This window comes from Stenotrophomonas sp. YJH_SMC_12-1 (assembly GCF_059370935.1).
Genome location: NZ_JCAFUD010000003.1, coordinates 50773 through 67438, shown reverse-complemented (window position 1 = coordinate 67438; position 16666 = coordinate 50773). Strand labels below are relative to the sequence as shown.

The following is a 16666-nucleotide window of genomic DNA, read 5'->3' as shown; positions in this document are numbered from 1 at the left end:
CGCCTGCCGCATCCACCCAAACAGCTGCGCGGCCTAGATCTCCAGCGCCAGCATCCGCACGCCCTCCGACAGGTAGTGCCGGCCGCTGGCCGGCAACCTCATGAACCCCCGGCAGGAACCTGCAACTGCCGGCCAGCGGCCGGCACTACCACGCGGGGCACCACCTGCTGCGCCCACCCGAACCGCTGCGCGGCCCAGATCTCCAGCGCCACCAGCAGCGCGATGATCAACAACGGCAACAGCAGCCCGAAGTACACGCCGGGCATCATGCCGTTGATCTGCGCCTTCACCAGCCGCAGCACACCACGGGTGTGCAGCAGCTCATCGACGTGCATGGTCAGCGCTTCACGCACCACCTTGGGTTCCAGGCCGAGGGTACCGGCCCTGTCCACCAGCGTGTCTTCCACCATGCTGCGCAGCAGGCCCTCGCGCACCCTGCCGATCACCCAGCCGGTACCACGTGCCAACGGGCCGTTGCCAAGACGGTCCAGGCCGGGCAGCGGATGCTCGCTGAGGTAGGCCGAGGCGATGGTGTCGGCGACGTCGCCCACCGTGCCCTGGCTGCGCAGTGCCTCGCGCATGCGCGGGTCGTCCAGCGAATCGGTAAAACCTTCGCTCCAGCCTTCCACCAGGGTCTGCAGGTGCGGCTGGAAATGATCGAGCTGCTTGAACAGCGCGCGGTGCGCACCGGCAGTGAAACCCAGCTGCAGGCCGAAGAAGGCAGTGGCCAGCGGCAGCAGCACCACGTAGCTGGCCAGCAGCCAGTGATGCCAGCGCTTGCGCCGCTGCAACCAACCACGGTGATGCAGCCAGCGCCAGCCGGCGATGCCCAGCACCAGGCCGAGCAGCGTACCGAGCACGCTGCCGCCCACCAGATCGAGCACGCTCAGGCCCGACCAGAATTCGTTCAACCAGTACTGCGCGTCCTGCATGGGTCTTCCTTCCGTGGGTGATACCGCAGCCATTGTAGAACCGAGCCCACGCTCGGCTGCGCCGCCGTCGGTGGGTGCGGACCGCCATCGACTGGTGGGTGCGGACCGTTGGTCCGCACACTCCCATGCAATTGCCGGCCAGCGGCCGGCACTACCGAGCTGGCAATGCGACAATCGCGCTCCTTTCCTGCAGCAACGAGGCCCACATGGCCAAACCGACCCTGGCCAGCGTGGATGCGCTGCGTACCCGCTTTGCCGATGACGCCGCCTGCGATGCGGCACTGGCCGCCTTCGCCGACACCGCCGCACTGCGCACGCCGCTGCGTGAGCTGGTGGAGGCACAGCACCGCTACCTGCAGGCCGAATTCGAAGTGGCGCAGGTGGCCGATGTACTGCGCCGCGACCAGAAGTACGCGCCGGTGGGCCGGCCGTCGGTGCACATCGTGCAGCTGCGCAAGCAGCAGGCCGCGACCAAGCAGGCGGCGCTGATCGCACGCCAGGTGGTGGCGCAGGCCGCACAGACCTTCGTGCGCGTGAGCGGGCTGGCAGTGAAGGCCAAGCAGAGCCCGAGCGAAGCGTGCGTGGCATGGTTGGGCGCATTGCGCTGAGGGATCGTGCGGACCAACGGTCCGCACCCACCAGATGCAGGTTGGCGTCTACCGGGTAGTGCCGGCCGCTGGCCGGCAACCCCATCAGCATCGGGCACCCCGCATGCAGCCGGCCAGCGGCCGGCTCTACCGGCACCCAGAAAGAAGGCCCGCTTTTCAGCGGGCCTTCTGCCTTCTCACGACGAGTGAGCGGGGTGCATCAAGCCGCCGGCTTTTCGCCGGTGGCTTCGGTGGTGATGCGGATCTTCACTTCATCGCTGACGTTCGGGGCATACGCGCCGACGCCGAAATCGCTGCGCTTCAGGGTGGTGGTGGCATCGAAGCCGGCGGCCGGAACCTTGGCCATCGGGTGCTCGCCGCCGCCGTTGACGGTGACGTCCAGGGTGACCGGCTTGGTGATGCCCTTGATGGTCAGGTCACCGGTGACGGTCAGCTTGTTGGTGCCAGCGGCTTCCACCTTGGTGCTCTTGAAGGTGGCATCGGCGAACTTGGCGGCGTCGAAGAAGTCGGCGCTCTTCAGGTGCTCGTCGAACTTGGCGGTGAAGCTGTTCAGGCCGCTCAGCGGCAGCTTCACTTCCACGGTGGACTTGGTCACGTCTTCGGCGTTGTACACCAGGGTGCCTTCGACGTTGCCGAAGTGCGCGCTCGGGTTGGAGAAGCCGAAGTGGCTCCACTGGGCCAGCACGTCGGTGTGGGTCGGGTCCAGCTTGTAGGTGCCCGAGGCGATCTTGATCGCTTCGGCGGCCGGCGCTGCAGCGGCGGCATCGGCGGCCGGGGTGGCGGCCTGCTCGGTGGTGGCCGGGGCGGCGGCATCGGCGGCCGGGGCAGCGGTGTCGGCCGGCTTGGAGCAGGCGGCGATGGCCAGGGTCAGGGCCAGCGGCAGCAGCAGTTTACGGGTGGCGCTCATCTGAGGAACTCTCCGGATCGTAGGGTGGGTACACGGTGCAGCAAGAGCCTGCCACGGGACAGCAGGCCCGAAACCGATACAACGACTTACGCGATGCGCGCCGCTTCGTCGAACGACAGGCGCGGCAGACGCGGGAACAGGCCCGCCGGGTCACCGTAACCCAGGTTGACCAGGAAATTCGACTTGATCGAAGTGCCGGCGAAGAAGGCTTCGTCGACCTTGGCCGGGTCGAAGCCGGACATCGGGCCGGCATCCAGGCCCAGCGCGCGCGCGGCCAGGATCAGGTAGGCGCCCTGCAGGCTGCCGTTGCGGAGGGCGGCTTCGTGGCGGCCTTCCTGCGGGCCGTCGAACCAGGCCTTGGCATCGGTGTGCGGGAACAGGTACGGCAGCTTCTCGTGGAAGTCCAGGTCGAAGCCGATGATGGCGGTGACCGGAGCGGCCATGGTCTTGTCGTGGTTGCCTTCGGACAGGGCCGGGGCCAGCTTGGCCTTGGCTTCCTTCGAGGTGACGAAGACGAAGCGGGCCGGCGTGGTGTTGGCGGCGGTCGGGCCCCACTTCACCAGGTCGTACAGTTCCTGCAGCAGGCTGGCCGGGACCGGCTTGTCGAGGAAGGCGTTCTGGGTGCGGGCAGTACGGAACAGCTGGTCGAGGGCAGCAGCGTCGAGCGCGTGGGACATCGGTGGATCTCCAGGGCGGCTAAGGGAAGTCAGTGCCCGCGGGCGGCGCGGGGCGAAACGACGAGCCGCAGTGTAGAGTGTCGCGACTGTTGCAACACCCAGCAGGGCTGAAACGAATTAATGCCAATGGTGAAACGATCGAGCGCGCCATGGACGGTCACTGACGGCCGTGCGGGCAATGTCCGCCAGGCGGTCGCGCTGGCCTCGGCGCTGCGCCAGGGCACCCACCGACCGCTGGTCCTGCAGCCCCGCGCACCCTGGCGCTGGCTGTCGCCGCGGCGGCTGCCGGGTGATGTGAATGGCTACGGCGAGGCCTTCGCGACACTGGCCGCCGAGGCCCCGGCGCTGGCGATCGGCTGTGGCCGCCAGGCCGCCGGCGCACTGCGCGTGCTGCGCGCACGTGGCAGCCAGGTGGTGCAGATCCTCGACCCGCGCATCGGCGCACGCCACTGGGATGTGGTGGTGGTGCCCGAACACGATGCCCTGCGTGGCAGCAACGTGCTGACCCTGCTCGGCAGCCTCAACCCGGTGGACGACGACTGGCTGGCCTGGGGCCGCGCCGCGTTCGCCGGCTTCAGTACCTTGCCCGGCCCGCGCACCGCGTTGCTTGTCGGTGGACCGACGCCGCTGGCGCCGTGGGATGAAACGGCGATGGTGGGCGTGTTCCAGGCGCTGGCCAGGCAGATCCGCAGCGAAGGCGGCAGCCTGCTGGCGACCACCTCGCGACGCACTCCGCCCGCCCTGGCCGAGATCCTGCGCGCGACGTTCGCCGACCTGCCGCATGTGATCTGGGGCGACGGCGGCGATGGTACGAATCCTTATGGCGGCCTGCTCGGCTGGGCCAACCGCGTGGTGGTCTCGCCCGATTCGGTGAACCTGCTGTCTGAAGCCTGCGCCACGCGCATGCCGGTGATGGTGGCGCTGGCCGAGACCGCGCAGGGCCGGCTGGCACGCTTCCAGCAGCAGCTGCGCGAGCGCGGGCGGCTGCAGGCGCATTGGCTGGACTGGCACTACGACCGCATCGAACCACTGCGCGAGACCGCGCGGGTGGCGGCGGAAGTGAAACAGCGTTTGGCATTGGGGTAGTGCCGGCCGCTGGCCGGCAATGCTCTACGCGCTACCGAAGATCCTGACGTTGCCGGCCAGCGGCCGGCACTACCGGGTGCGCAGCGTTTTCTGAACATTTCGATCCGACTGTGCGGTTAGAGTCCAGCGTCCCCCATCACGCTGAACGTCTTCATGCGCACCCTGCTCCTGCTGCCCCTGACCCTGCTCGCTGCCTGCTCCACCGCGCCCACCGAACTGGACCCGATTTCCTACCAGTGCCAGCAGCAGCTGGACGCGTATCGCGAACAACCGGCCTTGCGCGATCCGAAGACTGGCGAGCGCCCGCCGCTGCCGATCGCGCCGATCAGCGATGCCTGCGACAGGGAACTCAAGCGCAAGGGCGTGGACCGCCCGCTGCGCTGAGCGGCGTATGATCGGCGCGCGGGCCTGCCCGCCGTTGAAGGTATCGACATGGATCGTTTCTCCCGCCTGCCCCGCGCCGCGCTGCTGATCGCCAGCCTGTTGGCGACTGCACCGGCCTGGGCCAACAGCACCGAGTGCCGCGAGCGCTACCCGAGCGTGGCGTCGCAGGCGGCGATGCTGGACGTGGCCTGGACCACCGCCGAGCGCCTGGATGCGCTGCCCGATGTGGACGTGGTGGTCGCCGCACGCGGTGGCCAGGATCTGAGCCGCTATGGCCTGCGACACAGCCACCTGGCCTTCCTGCTGCGCGAGGACGATGGCCGCTGGCGCGCGATGCACCTGCTCAACCGCTGCAAGACCGACAGCTCGCAGCTGTACCACGAGGGCCTGGGCAACTTCGTCGGCGAGAGCGGAGGCCATACCGACCTGCGCATCGGCGTGCCGTCGGCGCCGCTGCGTGCTGCATTGAAGGCGATGCTGGTGTCGCCGTCGATCCAGCCCAAGGCGCTGCACGAGACCAGGTACAACGTGGTCGCCTACCCGTTCGCCACCGACTACCAGAACTCCAACCAGTGGGTACTGGAGGTGCTGGCGGCAGCGATGGCACAGGCCGACGGTGCACCGGCCATCGTCAAGCGCGAACAGGCACAGCAGTGGCTGCGCCAGCAGAAGTACCAGCCCAGCGTGCTGCATATCGGCCTGGGCAAGCGCGTGGGTGCACGCCTGTTCATTGCAAACGCCACCACCACCGACCACCCCGCCGGCGAACGCATTTCCGGCAACTATTCGGTGGTGACAGTGGAATCGGTATTCGACTTCCTGCACCAGCGCAGCCAGCTGCAGCAGGAACTGGTGATCCCCCATGTGCCGGTGGCCGGTGCTGCTGCCGCCACGCCCTGAATCCCGCGAGGAGAACGACATGCGTCCGCTGCCTGTTTCCCTGATGTCGATGGTGATCATTGCCGGCCTGCTCGGCGCGAACACCGCCCATGCCGAACGCCGCATCATCATCCTGCAGGACCCGGGCCCGCAGGGGCCGAGCCTGGAAATGTCCGCGCCCCTGGTGGCTTCCGCGCGCGCCGCCGCTGCCAAGGAAGCCCGGGATGCCGGGCTGCCGCCCGGCCACGGCGCATCGGTGAAGCTGCCGCAGATGCAGGTGAGCGCCATCGCCACCACCGTCGACGGCCGCCGCGAAGTGCTGCTGCGCGATGCCAACAACCCGCAGAACACCGCGTCGATGCAGTGGCCGAAGCGCCCCGGCGATCCCGCCGTGCAGTTCACCGTGGGGCAGACCGTGAACTTCGAGCCGACCGGCACCGACCAGGGCTGGCAGGTGAAGGACAACCAGGGCCGCCCGCTGGAATACCTGCCCGAGGCCACCGGCCCGCGCGACATTTTCGATACCCGGCGCTGAGCCGCCGCCCCCACGTTGACCAGGAGGTCTCCATGTTCCGTTGCCTGCGCATTCCCGCGTCCGCCCTGCTGCTCTCGGCGCTGCTGGCGCCCACTGTCCATGCTGGCGCCGCGCCGCAGTTGAACAGCAGCGAGGCCAGCGTGATCGTGATGTCGTTCGTGGTGCTGTCGTTGCCACTGGCGGCCTCGATGGGCTTGTCAGAACTGTCCAAGGCGCCGTTCAAGGCCAGCGAACGCAACGGCCGGGCCACGCGCACCAAGGCAGTGCCGCTGCCACCGATGGAGGTGAAGAAGGTGGAGACCACGCCGGAGGGCGAGCGCCAGGTACAGCTGCAGGTGCCGGACAAGGCCGACCAGACCGCCACCCTGCGCTGGCCGGCGCACGTGCACGAAGACCAGGCGGCAGGCTTCGTGGTCGGCCAGCAGGTGCACTTCGACCCCACCGAAGCCGGTGCCGGCTGGACCGTGAAAAGCGCGCAGGGCCAGGCACTGGCTTACGTGCCCACCGCCTACGCCGCTGGCGACGTGATGAGCGAAGCGCTGTAAAGCTGAACGACCGGTTTTGGCTTTGCCGCGGGCCGGGCGGATAATGGGCGATCCCCTTTGTCCCCCTGGCTCGCCATGTCCGTGCGTCCTGCCCCTGTGTTTGCCCCGCTGACCGCCCGCGCCCTGGTGCTGGCGGTACTGGCGATGGGCGCAGTGGTGCTGCTGTCCAACGTACTGGTGCAGTACCCGATCAACGATTGGCTGACCTGGGGTGCCTTCAGCTATCCGGTCGCGTTCCTGGTCAGCAACCTGATCAACCGCCGCTTCGGCCCGGGCCCGGCGCGCCGCGTGGCATGGATCGGCTTCCTGGTGGCGGTGGTGTTGTCGGTGTGGGTGGCCACGCCGCGCATCGCCATTGCCTCGTGCTCGGCCTTCATCGTGGCGCAGCTGCTGGACATCACCGTGTTCGACCGCCTGCGTCGTGGCAGCTGGTGGCGCGCACCGATGGTGGCCACCACCTGCAGCGCGACGGTGGATACCACCATTTTCTGGTCGATCGCGTTTGCCGGTTCCGCCCTGCCGTGGGTGAGCTGGGCAGCGGGCGACCTGGCGGTGAAGCTGGCGATCGGCGTCTGCCTGCTGGCCCCGTTCCGCGCGTTGTTGTGGAAGATGGCGCCGCTGCGGGCCACCAGCTGACCGCACATGCTCTGGTAGTTGCCGACCTTGGTTGGCACGCTGTTGCCGGGGGGGCATGAACGCTGACGGGTTGTGCCAACCAAGGTTGGCACCCACCAACAGCAGGTCATAGCCAGGCCATAGCTCTGGTAGGTGCCAACCTTGGTTGGCACGCTGTTGCCGGGGTCATGAACGCTGATGGGTTGTGCCAACCAAGGTTGGCACCCACCAACAGCAGGTCATCGCTAGGCCATAGCTCTGGTAGGCGCCAACCTTGGTTGGCACGCTGTTGCCGGGGTCATGAACGCTGATGGGTTGTGCCAACCAAGGTTGGCACCCACCAGAAGCAGGCCATTGCCCAACCATCGCTGCCGCTCAGGCGAACGGCAACTCCGCGGCTCTGCACGCTGCCGTAATCGCGGCACACGCCTCTTCAATCGCAGGCGTGGTCGGCGCCAACCGCGGGCGCCGATCCAGCGTGCAGGCCAGGCCCACGTCCAGCAGCGTGGCATGTGCCCCGTGCAGTGCCTGCGCGGTGGCATCCGGCAGGAAACCGACAACCGCCAGCGCATCGATCAACGACGGCGTATCGCGAGGCTGCAGCAGCGCCGCATGCTGCGCACTGCGTGCCAGCACGCCGGTCTGCAGCAGGAACTCCAGGTCCACCACGCCGCCAGCACCCTGCTTCAGGTCCAGCCGTGCGGCATCGCTGCGGTCCAGCTCGGTGCGCATGCGGCCGCGCATCTTCAGCACGTCGGCATACAGCACACCCATGTCGCGCTCACGCCCAAGCGTCTGTGCACGCACCTGCTCAAAGTCGGCCAGCAGGCTGGCATCGCCGGCCACGCCGCGTGCGCGCACCAGCGCCTGGTGTTCCCAAGTCCATGCGCGTTCGCGCTGGTATTCGGTGTAACTGGCCAGCGAAGACACCAGCGAACCCTTGCCACCATCCGGGCGCAGGCGCACGTCGATGTCGTACAGGCGCCCGGCAGCCGTGACTGCGCCAAGCAACGCCATCACCTTCTGCGCCAGGCGTGCATACCAGCGGCCCGGCTCCAGCGGGCGGGCGCCATCACTGGCATCCACGCCGGCCGGGTTGTCATGCAGGAATACCAGGTCCAGATCGGAACCGAAGCCCAGTTCAAGCCCACCCAGGCTGCCGTAGCCGATGATCGCGAAACGTCCGCCGGGAATTCCGCCGTGTGCGGCGTGCATGTCCGCTTCGGCCATCGCCAGCACGGTGACCACCACCGCCTGCGCCAGTTCAGCCAGTTGCCGGGTGCTGTCCACCGCGCCCTGGCGGCCATCCAGCGTGGCCATCGCCATGCGGAAGCTGAGCGCCAGCCGCGTCTCGTTGAGCCAGCGCAGCGCGGATTCGGGATCCTCCACCGCCAGCACCTGCTGGCACTCGGCCAGCATGCCGGCGGCATCCGGCATCGGACCGGACACGCGTACGTCCAGCAGTTCGTCCAACAGCAGCGGATACGCCGCCAGGCGCTCGGCCAGCAGCGCGCTGCGCGCCAGCACATCCACCAGCCGCGCCAGCGCACTGGGCTGCTCGTCCAGCAGCGCGAGATAGCTGGTCCGGCGCAGCACCGCCTGCAGCAGGCCAAGCACACGCTTGAGCGCGGCGTCGGGTTGTGGCGAGCGCGTGGCCGCATGCAGCAGTGCCGGCAGCACGCGATCCAGCCGCGCACGCGCCGCATCGGACAAGGACTTCACGCCGGTGCCCTGGGCGAAATCGCGCAGCGACTGGTCGGCGCCGTTGGCATCGAGGAAACCGGCTTCGGCCAGCAGTGGTGCGTTGCTGCCTTCGGGCAGGCTGCGCCAGTAGTTGGCCAGCGCGTCGGGCGCGGCCTGGCCCTTGCGCGGCGCCAGCAGCGCGGCGAATTCAGTACTGACCCGCTGCTGCTGTTCGGCCAACGCCGCGCGCAGCACGTTCCAGTCCGCATAGCCGAGGCCGACGGCGATGCGTTCGCGGTCCAGCGCGTCGCTGGGCAGTACGTGGGTCTGCGCGTCGCGCAGCATCTGCAGTCGGTTCTCCAGCCGGCGCAGGAACAGGTAAGCCTCGCGCAGCGCGGCGCCATCCTCGGCCGCGATCTGTCCGGCGGCGACCAGTGCATCCAGCGCCACCAGCAGGCGGCGCTCGCGCAGTGCCGGTTCACGGCCACCGCGGATCAGCTGCAACGCCTGGCACAGGAATTCGATTTCGCGGATGCCGCCGGCGCCACGCTTGATGTCCTCGTGCAACTCGCGGCGCGCGACCTCGGCGGTGATCGCCGCCTTCATTTCGCGCAGGCCATCGAGCGCGGTGAAATCGAGGTAGCGGCGGTACACGAACGGGCGCAGGGTCTGCAGCCACGCTTCACCGGCGGCGATGTCGCCGGCCACCGCGCGCGCCTTCAGCCACGCGTAGCGTTCCCAGTCGCGGCCTTCGCGCTGGAAATACTGGTCCATCGCTGCGAACGACAGCGCGACGCGGCCGGCGCTGCCGAACGGGCGCAGGCGCAGGTCGACGCGGTGGCTGAAGCCATCGACCGTGGTTTCGTCCAGCAGCTTGGCCAGGCGCTGGCCGAGGCGGGCGAAATACTCTTCGGCGGCCAGCGCGCGCGGGCCATCGGATTCGCCGCCGTGCGGATAGGCGTAGACCAGATCGATATCGGAACTGAAGTTGAGCTCGCCGCCGCCCAGCTTGCCGAGGCCGAACACGACCAGCTGCTGCGGCGTGCCTTGGTCATCGGCGATGACGCCATGGCGCTGGGCGAATTCCTGCTGCAGGGCCTCCAGTGCCAGCCTCAGGCAGTCTTCGGCCAGGGTGGTGGCACCGGCCAGGGTCTGCGCCACGTCGTCCAGCCCGGCAAGGTCGCGCCAGATCAGCCGTGTGGACATCGCCGCACGCCAGCGCCGGATCTGCGCCGGCCAGTCGCTGGGCTGCAGCGGATCGAGCACCGGGGCCGGGATCGGCGGGCAGCCGGGCGCGGCCAGCTGCGCCAGCAGCGCCGGTTGCCGCACCAGGGTGTCCAGCGCGAAGTCGCTGGCCACCGCCAGCCGGGTCAGCAGCGGCAGCAGCTCGGCAGGCACGGGCTCGGGCAGGACCTGGGCCAGGCGCGCCAGGGCGCGGTCGACAAGAGGCTGCAGGGAGACGGGCAGATCAGCGGGGGCGAGGGTCATGGGCTGATTGTATCGACCCGGTCGGGGCGCAACGGACCCGGTAGTGCCGGCCGCTGGCCGGCAACCCCGGTAACCTTCGGCAGCATCATCGGATCTGCCGGCCAGCGGCCGGCACTACCAAGTCAACGGATCTGCCGGCCAGCGGCCGGCATTACCAACAATGCAGGCCGCGTATTCATACTGGGCGACAGGCAATAAAAAAGCCCGCTTGCAGCGAACTGCCAGCGGGCTCTGCTCCCTCCCCCACGTCGGGATGCAGGGCCATCGTGCGGGCTGCGAAAGCACTTTGCACGCTGCACTGCAAAACAAAACCGACGGGTTTGGGTGAGCCCCCGGGGAAAAGCCATTCCACGAAGGTAGAACCCCCCGTACGGATGAGGATGGCCGATAATCGGAATTCCCCCCAGCAACACGTGTCGTCATGTCTGTTGATCGCATCGCCAACGCGCGTCTCCGTGACCGCGTGGTCTCCGCAGAGGCCGCAGCCGCGCTGATCCAGCCCGGTGAAACCGTGGCCATGAGCGGCTTTACCGGCTCCGGGTATCCCAAGGCCGTTCCCGTCGAACTGGCCCGCCGCATCGAAGCGGTGCATGCCCAGGGCAACCCTTTCCAGATCAAGCTGATGACCGGCGCCTCCACCGCGCCGGAACTCGATGGCGCGCTGGCCAAGGCCGATGGCATCGCCATGCGCATGCCGTTCCAGAGCGACCCGGATGCGCGCAACCGCATCAACGAGGGCAAGCTGGACTACATCGACATCCACCTCAGCCACGTTGCCCAGCACGTGTGGTTCGGCTTCTACGGCGAGATCGATACCGCCGTGATCGAAGTCTCGGCCATCCGCGAAGACGGCTCGCTGGTGCCCTCCACCTCGGTCGGCAACAACAAGACCTGGCTGGACCTGGCGAAGAAGGTGATCGTCGAGGTCAACGAATGGCAGCCGGCCGGCGTCGACGGCATGCATGACATCTACTACGGCACCGCGCTGCCGCCGCACCGCAAGCCGATTCCGCTGGTGAAAGCCAACGACCGCATCGGCGACACCGCGCTGCGCTGCGACCCGGACAAGATCGTGGCCGTGGTACGCACCAACGGCCCGGACCGCAACAGCCCGTTCAGCCCGATCGATGCGACCAGCGAGCAGATCGCTTCGCACCTGATCGAGTTCCTCAAGCACGAAGTGAAGAAGGGCCGCCTGCCGCCGAACCTGTTGCCGCTGCAGTCGGGCGTGGGCAACATTCCCAACGCGGTGCTGGCCGGCTTGGCCAAGAGCGGTTTCCGCGACCTGGCCGCGTTCACCGAAGTGATCCAGGACGGCATGCTCGACCTGCTGCGCGACGGCGTGCTGAGCTATGCCTCGTGCACGGGTTTCGCGCTGAGCCCGCAGGCCAACGAGACGTTCAAGGAGAACATCGATTTCTACCGCGAGCGCATCATCATGCGCACGCAGGAGATCTCCAACCATCCGGAACTGGTGCGCCGCCTGGGCTGCATCGGCATGAACGGCATGATCGAGGTGGACATCTACGGCAACGTCAATTCGACGCACGTGATGGGCACGCGGATCATGAACGGCATCGGCGGTTCCGGCGACTTCGCCCGCAACGGTTTCCTGTCGGCGTTCCTGAGCCCGTCCACCGCGAAGAACGGCACCATTTCGGCGATCGTGCCGATGGCCAGCCATGTCGACCACACCGAGCACGACGTGTCGGTGATCGTCACCGAACAGGGCCTGGCCGACCTGCGTGGCCTGACCCCGCGCAAGCGCGCGCAGGTGCTGATCGACAACTGCGCGCATCCGGATTTCCGTCCGCAGCTGCAGGATTACTTCGACCGTGCCAGCCGCGAAAGCTACGGCAAGCACACCCCGCACCTGCTGCCGGAAGCGCTGTCGTGGCACCAGCGTTGGCTGGATACCGGAACGATGAAGGGCTGATTGCGTTGGGGGTCAGAGCCCTTTTCTGCCAGAAAGGGATCTGACCCCAGCTACGGAATCGGGTAGAGCCGGCCGCTGGCCGGCTTCCCCAACAGCCGGCCAGCGCCCGGCTCTACCTTCACGCGATGCGCAGGCTCGCCAGCGATTCGGCCTGCAGCCGCTCGTAGATCTCGAACTCGTCATGCACCGCCACGCCCAGCGCCTGCTCGAAGGCCTCGCGGTTGGCATGTGCGGCATAGGCGCGCTGTTCTTCACCACCCAGGTTCGACTGGAAGATGCCCGCGGCACTGACCGGCAGGAAATCCTCATAGACGATCGGGTCGGCCGTGGCCAGGCCGGCGGCCACCAGCACTTCAGCCGGCAGATCCGCCACGCGCTCGGGCGCGGCACGGCCGGCGTCGGTCAGCTGGTAGCGGTAATAGCCCAGTCCTTCCTGGCGCAGCGTGTCATGGTCATCCGGGAAGCTGGCGAACACCGCCTGCAGGCGTTGGCCGTAGTCGCCACCGGTGCTGCCTTCGCCACCGGCATCGCGGGCCTGGGACAACAGCTGGTCGTACAGCGCGCGGCCCTTCGGGGTGAGCGCAAGGCCGCGTTGTTCGATCTCGCCGAAGCGCGCGGTATGGGTGCCGGCATCGCCGCCTTCGCCGCCCGGGAAATGCACGGCCTCTTCCAATGCCTTGAAGCTGGTCTGGCGCAGCAGGATCGGGCAGGCGCGGCGCGGCGGGCCTTCGATCACCGCCTTGGCGGCCATGCCGTGTTCGATCATCGCCGCCTGCGCAGCGTCGATGTCCAGCGTGCGCGGGGTCAGGTGATTGATGTGCGGGCCACGGAAACTGACCACGTCGGCCACCAGGCGGTGCGCGTTGTGCAGCGCGTGGTAGGTCGGCAGGTCGACGGTGGCATCGCCGTGCCAGCGGAAGGTTTCCAGCGCTTCGTCGACGAAGCGTTCGGCATCGGCCTGCGACAGGCCGCCGTCACGCTCGGCCTGGTCGATCAGTGCCAGCGCGCCGTCGGTGAAGATGCGGCGGCGCGCAAGGATCTTCGCCGATTCGGCACGCAGCGCTTCGTCTTCGATCAGCTCCAGGCGCAGCAGCGAGGTGAACACGCGGAACGGATTCTGCGCCAGCGCCGCGCCGGTGAGCGGGCGGAACGCGGTGGAATGCACCGGCACGCCCGCGACCGACAGGTCGTAGTAGCCGACCGGGTACATGCCCATCACGGCGAACAGGCGGCGCAGCGTGGCCAGTTCCTGCACGGTGCCCACGCGGATCGCGCCGTGGCGCTCTTCATCCAGGCGTGCGCGCTCGTCGTTGCGCTGCAGCTGCGCGGCCAGCGCCGGGTCCTGCTCCAGCACCTGCGCGTTGATCCGCTCCACCAGTTCCACCAGCGTGCCGTACAGCGGCACTTCGGTGCGGTACATGCGGGACATGGCCTGTGCGAACAGGCGGCGGATCACATCAGGCGAAACCAAAGAGGCGCTCATCAGTCACTCGATTACGGGAACGGGGGAACAGCTCGGACCCGTATTGTCGCCGGAGCGCGCGGTGGCGGCGATATGCAGAGCAACATGAAACAAACCGGTAGTGCCGGCCGCTGGCCGGCAATCTCCGGATGCCTGGAAGGGTGCGATTGCCGGCCAGCGGCCGGCACTACCGCTTGAGCTGGCGCTTCAGGGTGGCATCCAGGGTGATCGGACGGTCCCAGTGCTGGTAACTGGCCACGATGGCGTGGCGCACGGCACGGTAATGCAGGTTGTCCGGCCTGGTGGGCATCCGCTTTACCACCACTTCCCAGCCGCCGTCCGGGTCCTGGCTGAAGGCGCGCACGCTGTCGCGGCAGGTCTGGCCACTGGCCTTGGCCCAGAAGCAGGCGAAATAGATGTCCCCGGCCTGCCAGCCATGAGTGGTGAACAGCGCGCTGATGTAGCCACGGGGCACGTCGGCATAGCGCGATACCTCATCGAGAAAGGCATCCGGGTAGCGTTCGGCGTAATGGTTGATGTCCTGCAGCTGGGCATCAACCCAGCTGTCGCCGGTTGCCACCTCATACACAGCCGAACGCTCGGCGGTCTGCTGGGCCAGCACGGTGGCCGGCGCCAGCAGCAGGGACAACAGCAACACGCGCAGTCGGTAATTCATGCCCCGATTCTGCCGCAGCCGCCGGGCCCTGTCAGGCCGCCGCAGCGGCCTTGGCTTCGATCGCCGCCAGTGCGGCCGGCCAGTCGTGGGCGGTATCGGCGGTGACCATGCGAGGTTCATCGTCGGCCACGCCGTGCTGGGTCTCGTGGGCCCAGGTCACCGCGTACGGGGTATGCACGCCCCAGCCACCCAGGGTAACCACCGGCTCGATGTCCGAACGCAGCGAGTTGCCGACCATCACGAAGCGCTGCATCGGCAGGTCGAATTCGGCCAGCACGCGGGCGTAGGTTTGCGGGTCCTTCTCCGAGACGATCTCGATGCGCGGGAACAGCTCGCCCAGGTTGGCGACCTTGATCTTCGCTTCCTGGTGGAACAGGTCGCCCTTGGTGATCAGCACCACCGGGTAGTGCTCGGCGATGGCCGCCACCGCTTCGCGCACACCGTCGATCAGCTCGACCGGGTGGCGCAGGGTGTCGTGGCCGATATCGAGGATGCGCTGGATGTCCTTCGCTTCGATGCGCTGGCCGGTGATGTCGATGGCCGCTTCGATCATCGACAGGGTCATGCTCTTCACGCCGTAGCCGAAGGTGCCCAGGTGGCGCTGCTGCACTTCCAGCAGGTGGCGCGCGGTCTGGGTGTCATGCACGTCGACGTAGCGCGACAGCAGGTCAAGGTAATCCTGCTCGGCCTTGCGGTAGTAGTCCTCGCTCTTCCACAGCGTATCGTCACCGTCAAAACCGACCAGGCCGATGGCGCGCGACGGCGCAGGCGTGGAGGTGTTCATCGGCCAAGGATACAGGGGTGGCGATGACGAAAAAAACCCGGGCGGCCGAAACCGCCCGGGTTCCCATACGCCCCGATGCAGGTCTTACCTGCCCTGCGCACCCTGCGCTGCGCCGCCGGCGCCGGCCTGCTGGGCGGCCACATAGGCCTTGTACTCATCGGCGCTCAGCTCGCCGTCCTTGTTGGTGTCAGCCTGGTCGAACACCTGGGCCAGGCCCGCGTTCACCTGCGCCTCGGTCTTGCTGATGGTGCCGTTGCCATCGGTATCGATGCTGGCCCAGGTCTGGCCACCGCCGTTGGCCTGCGCCGATGCGGCTGCGGCAGCGTTGGTCGCCTGGTCGGCGGCCTGGCCGGCCTGTGCAGCCGCCTGCTGGGCCTGTGCGGCCTCGTTCTGCGCATGCGCCGCCTGCTGCTTGGCCGACTGGGCCATCGCCGGAATGGCCAGCACGCTGCCAGCGGCGACGATCAGGGCGATCAGGGGCTTGCGGTTGCGAATAGTCATCAGGGGTGTCTCCTGCCAATTGGGTGGTGTTGCGCGGCGTGTTGTCTCCGCACGGCACCTACCCTGCCACCCCGTTTCTGAATCGATTTTGCCCCGCGACCCGCGTCAACACGCACCATTAACCACTCGCCCCCGCGCATGCATTAGCACGGTGGTTAGCAGCAAGTGAGCAGCTCATAAGATGCGCATTCAGCGCTGCCGGATTTAACCGGCAACCAACGAAAAACCTGCGTCAGTCGACGGTTTTTTCCGATGACCGCGAACTGAACAACACCCAGCCGAGCGCAACACCGGCGAGCGCACCGGCGATTTCCAGCACCACGCGGCTGCCGAGTTCGTTCGGATCGTGGATGGTTGCCAGGAACAGGCGCGCGTACAGCGGCGACTCCAGCCGCACGATGCCCATGTAGAACAGCTTCCATGCATCGATGCCGGCGGAGATGATCACGGCGATGACACAGGACCACCCGATCGCGTGACCCGCTGTCCAGTGCAGGAGCCGGCACAGCCGCGACCACAGGGAGTACACCAGCAGCCCGACCAGCAGGGCGATGGCGCCGGCTTCCAGGGTACCGAGCAGGCCGAAGTGCAGAGGAAGGTTCATCGGGTGGGCAGGGATGAAGAGGCGGCCAGTGTAAGGGATCTGCCCCGGACCCAATCCGGTAGCCACAGTAGATCCACGCCATGCGTGGATGAATCTTCATCGAGATCGAATATCGCGACGATTGAACAAGAAGCAGCCGACGAACAAAGAGCAGCCGAGCATGGGCTCGGCTACAACGGACCGCGCGGGAAACTGTCGAAGGCGGGGTGGGTCCGGTTGCGGGGGCGTGAGCCGCATGGGCCCGAGGCATGCCTCGGGCGGGTTGGGCAGGACGCCCAACCCGGGTCTTGCCGTGTGCGCAGGACAGCGCACACGAGCAAGCGGCGACCGAGCTTACATGGGTGAGGGCGCCTTTGCTTGCGAA

At 67.7% G+C, this 16666-nt stretch carries 17 protein-coding genes; 8 read left to right on the top strand and 9 right to left on the bottom strand.

Features of this window, described 5'->3' with window-relative positions:
* Window positions 1-98: 98 nt before the first annotated feature.
* Complete coding sequence (locus AC5P8Y_RS06495) at window positions 99-932, bottom strand: hypothetical protein (protein ID WP_111108533.1); 834 nt, start codon at window positions 930-932, stop codon at window positions 99-101.
* Between the two features lie 206 nt (window positions 933-1138).
* On the opposite strand from AC5P8Y_RS06495, the gene AC5P8Y_RS06490 reads away from it, so the two are divergent.
* Window positions 1139-1540 (top strand): hypothetical protein, encoded by a 402-nt coding sequence (locus AC5P8Y_RS06490; protein ID WP_049433443.1) that lies wholly within the window; start codon window positions 1139-1141, stop codon window positions 1538-1540.
* Between the two features lie 199 nt (window positions 1541-1739).
* Here the strand turns inward: AC5P8Y_RS06490 and AC5P8Y_RS06485 are convergent, their stop codons facing one another.
* Together AC5P8Y_RS06485 and AC5P8Y_RS06480 are read right to left on the bottom strand one after the other, a co-directional pair.
* Window positions 1740-2447 (bottom strand): YceI family protein, encoded by a 708-nt coding sequence (locus AC5P8Y_RS06485; RefSeq protein WP_005407837.1) that lies wholly within the window; start codon window positions 2445-2447, stop codon window positions 1740-1742.
* An 86-nt stretch (window positions 2448-2533) separates the two neighbouring features.
* On the bottom strand, window positions 2534-3124 hold the full coding sequence (locus tag AC5P8Y_RS06480; RefSeq protein ID WP_005407836.1) for a malonic semialdehyde reductase: 591 nt from the start codon (window positions 3122-3124) through the stop codon (window positions 2534-2536).
* A 126-nt stretch (window positions 3125-3250) separates the two neighbouring features.
* Between AC5P8Y_RS06480 and AC5P8Y_RS06475 the strand changes: the two genes are divergently transcribed.
* The 6 genes from AC5P8Y_RS06475 (at window position 3251) to AC5P8Y_RS06450 (ending at window position 7189) form a co-directional block, all read left to right on the top strand.
* Window positions 3251-4210 carry a mitochondrial fission ELM1 family protein gene (locus AC5P8Y_RS06475; RefSeq protein WP_033833662.1) on the top strand — a complete coding sequence of 320 codons (960 nt, stop codon included), beginning with the start codon at window positions 3251-3253 and terminating at the stop codon, window positions 4208-4210.
* A 153-nt stretch (window positions 4211-4363) separates the two neighbouring features.
* Complete coding sequence (locus AC5P8Y_RS06470; RefSeq protein WP_010484194.1) at window positions 4364-4594, top strand: hypothetical protein; 231 nt, start codon at window positions 4364-4366, stop codon at window positions 4592-4594.
* Between the two features lie 48 nt (window positions 4595-4642).
* Complete coding sequence (locus AC5P8Y_RS06465) at window positions 4643-5494, top strand: DUF2145 domain-containing protein (RefSeq protein ID WP_033833661.1); 852 nt, start codon at window positions 4643-4645, stop codon at window positions 5492-5494.
* Window positions 5495-5513: 19 nt separating this feature from the next.
* Window positions 5514-6008: a hypothetical protein gene (locus AC5P8Y_RS06460; protein ID WP_005407832.1), complete on the top strand. Its 495-nt coding sequence runs from the start codon at window positions 5514-5516 to the stop codon at window positions 6006-6008.
* Between the two features lie 32 nt (window positions 6009-6040).
* The gene (locus AC5P8Y_RS06455) at window positions 6041-6553 is read left to right on the top strand and encodes a hypothetical protein (protein WP_111108534.1); all 513 of its coding nucleotides are present in this window, start codon (window positions 6041-6043) and stop codon (window positions 6551-6553) included.
* A 75-nt stretch (window positions 6554-6628) separates the two neighbouring features.
* Window positions 6629-7189: a queuosine precursor transporter gene (locus tag AC5P8Y_RS06450; protein ID WP_049403715.1), complete on the top strand. Its 561-nt coding sequence runs from the start codon at window positions 6629-6631 to the stop codon at window positions 7187-7189.
* Window positions 7190-7543: 354 nt separating this feature from the next.
* Here AC5P8Y_RS06450 and glnE read toward each other — a convergent pair whose 3' ends face one another.
* Window positions 7544-10339: a bifunctional [glutamate--ammonia ligase]-adenylyl-L-tyrosine phosphorylase/[glutamate--ammonia-ligase] adenylyltransferase gene (gene glnE / locus AC5P8Y_RS06445; protein ID WP_111108535.1), complete on the bottom strand. Its 2796-nt coding sequence runs from the start codon at window positions 10337-10339 to the stop codon at window positions 7544-7546.
* 421 nt (window positions 10340-10760) lie between these two features.
* Between glnE and scpC the strand changes: the two genes are divergently transcribed.
* Complete coding sequence (scpC, locus tag AC5P8Y_RS06440; protein WP_495201865.1) at window positions 10761-12275, top strand: succinyl-CoA:acetate CoA-transferase ScpC; 1515 nt, start codon at window positions 10761-10763, stop codon at window positions 12273-12275.
* A 118-nt stretch (window positions 12276-12393) separates the two neighbouring features.
* Here scpC and hglS read toward each other — a convergent pair whose 3' ends face one another.
* From hglS to AC5P8Y_RS06415, 5 genes are all read right to left on the bottom strand, one after another.
* Entirely contained in the window at window positions 12394-13758 is a 1365-nt protein-coding gene (gene hglS, locus AC5P8Y_RS06435; RefSeq protein WP_049418543.1) for a 2-oxoadipate dioxygenase/decarboxylase HglS, read from the bottom strand.
* 166 nt (window positions 13759-13924) lie between these two features.
* Window positions 13925-14413, bottom strand: a complete 489-nt coding sequence (locus AC5P8Y_RS06430; RefSeq protein ID WP_033833657.1) for a hypothetical protein — start codon at window positions 14411-14413, stop codon at window positions 13925-13927.
* Between the two features lie 31 nt (window positions 14414-14444).
* A complete protein-coding gene (locus tag AC5P8Y_RS06425; RefSeq protein WP_033833656.1) occupies window positions 14445-15197 on the bottom strand; it encodes an HAD family hydrolase in 753 nt (250 codons plus the stop codon).
* A gap of 84 nt (window positions 15198-15281) precedes the next feature.
* Window positions 15282-15698, bottom strand: coding sequence for an EF-hand domain-containing protein (locus AC5P8Y_RS06420; protein WP_005407824.1), 417 nt, complete (start codon window positions 15696-15698; stop codon window positions 15282-15284).
* A gap of 232 nt (window positions 15699-15930) precedes the next feature.
* Window positions 15931-16302 (bottom strand): hypothetical protein, encoded by a 372-nt coding sequence (locus tag AC5P8Y_RS06415; protein WP_111108536.1) that lies wholly within the window; start codon window positions 16300-16302, stop codon window positions 15931-15933.
* Between the last annotated feature and the right edge of the window lie 364 nt (window positions 16303-16666).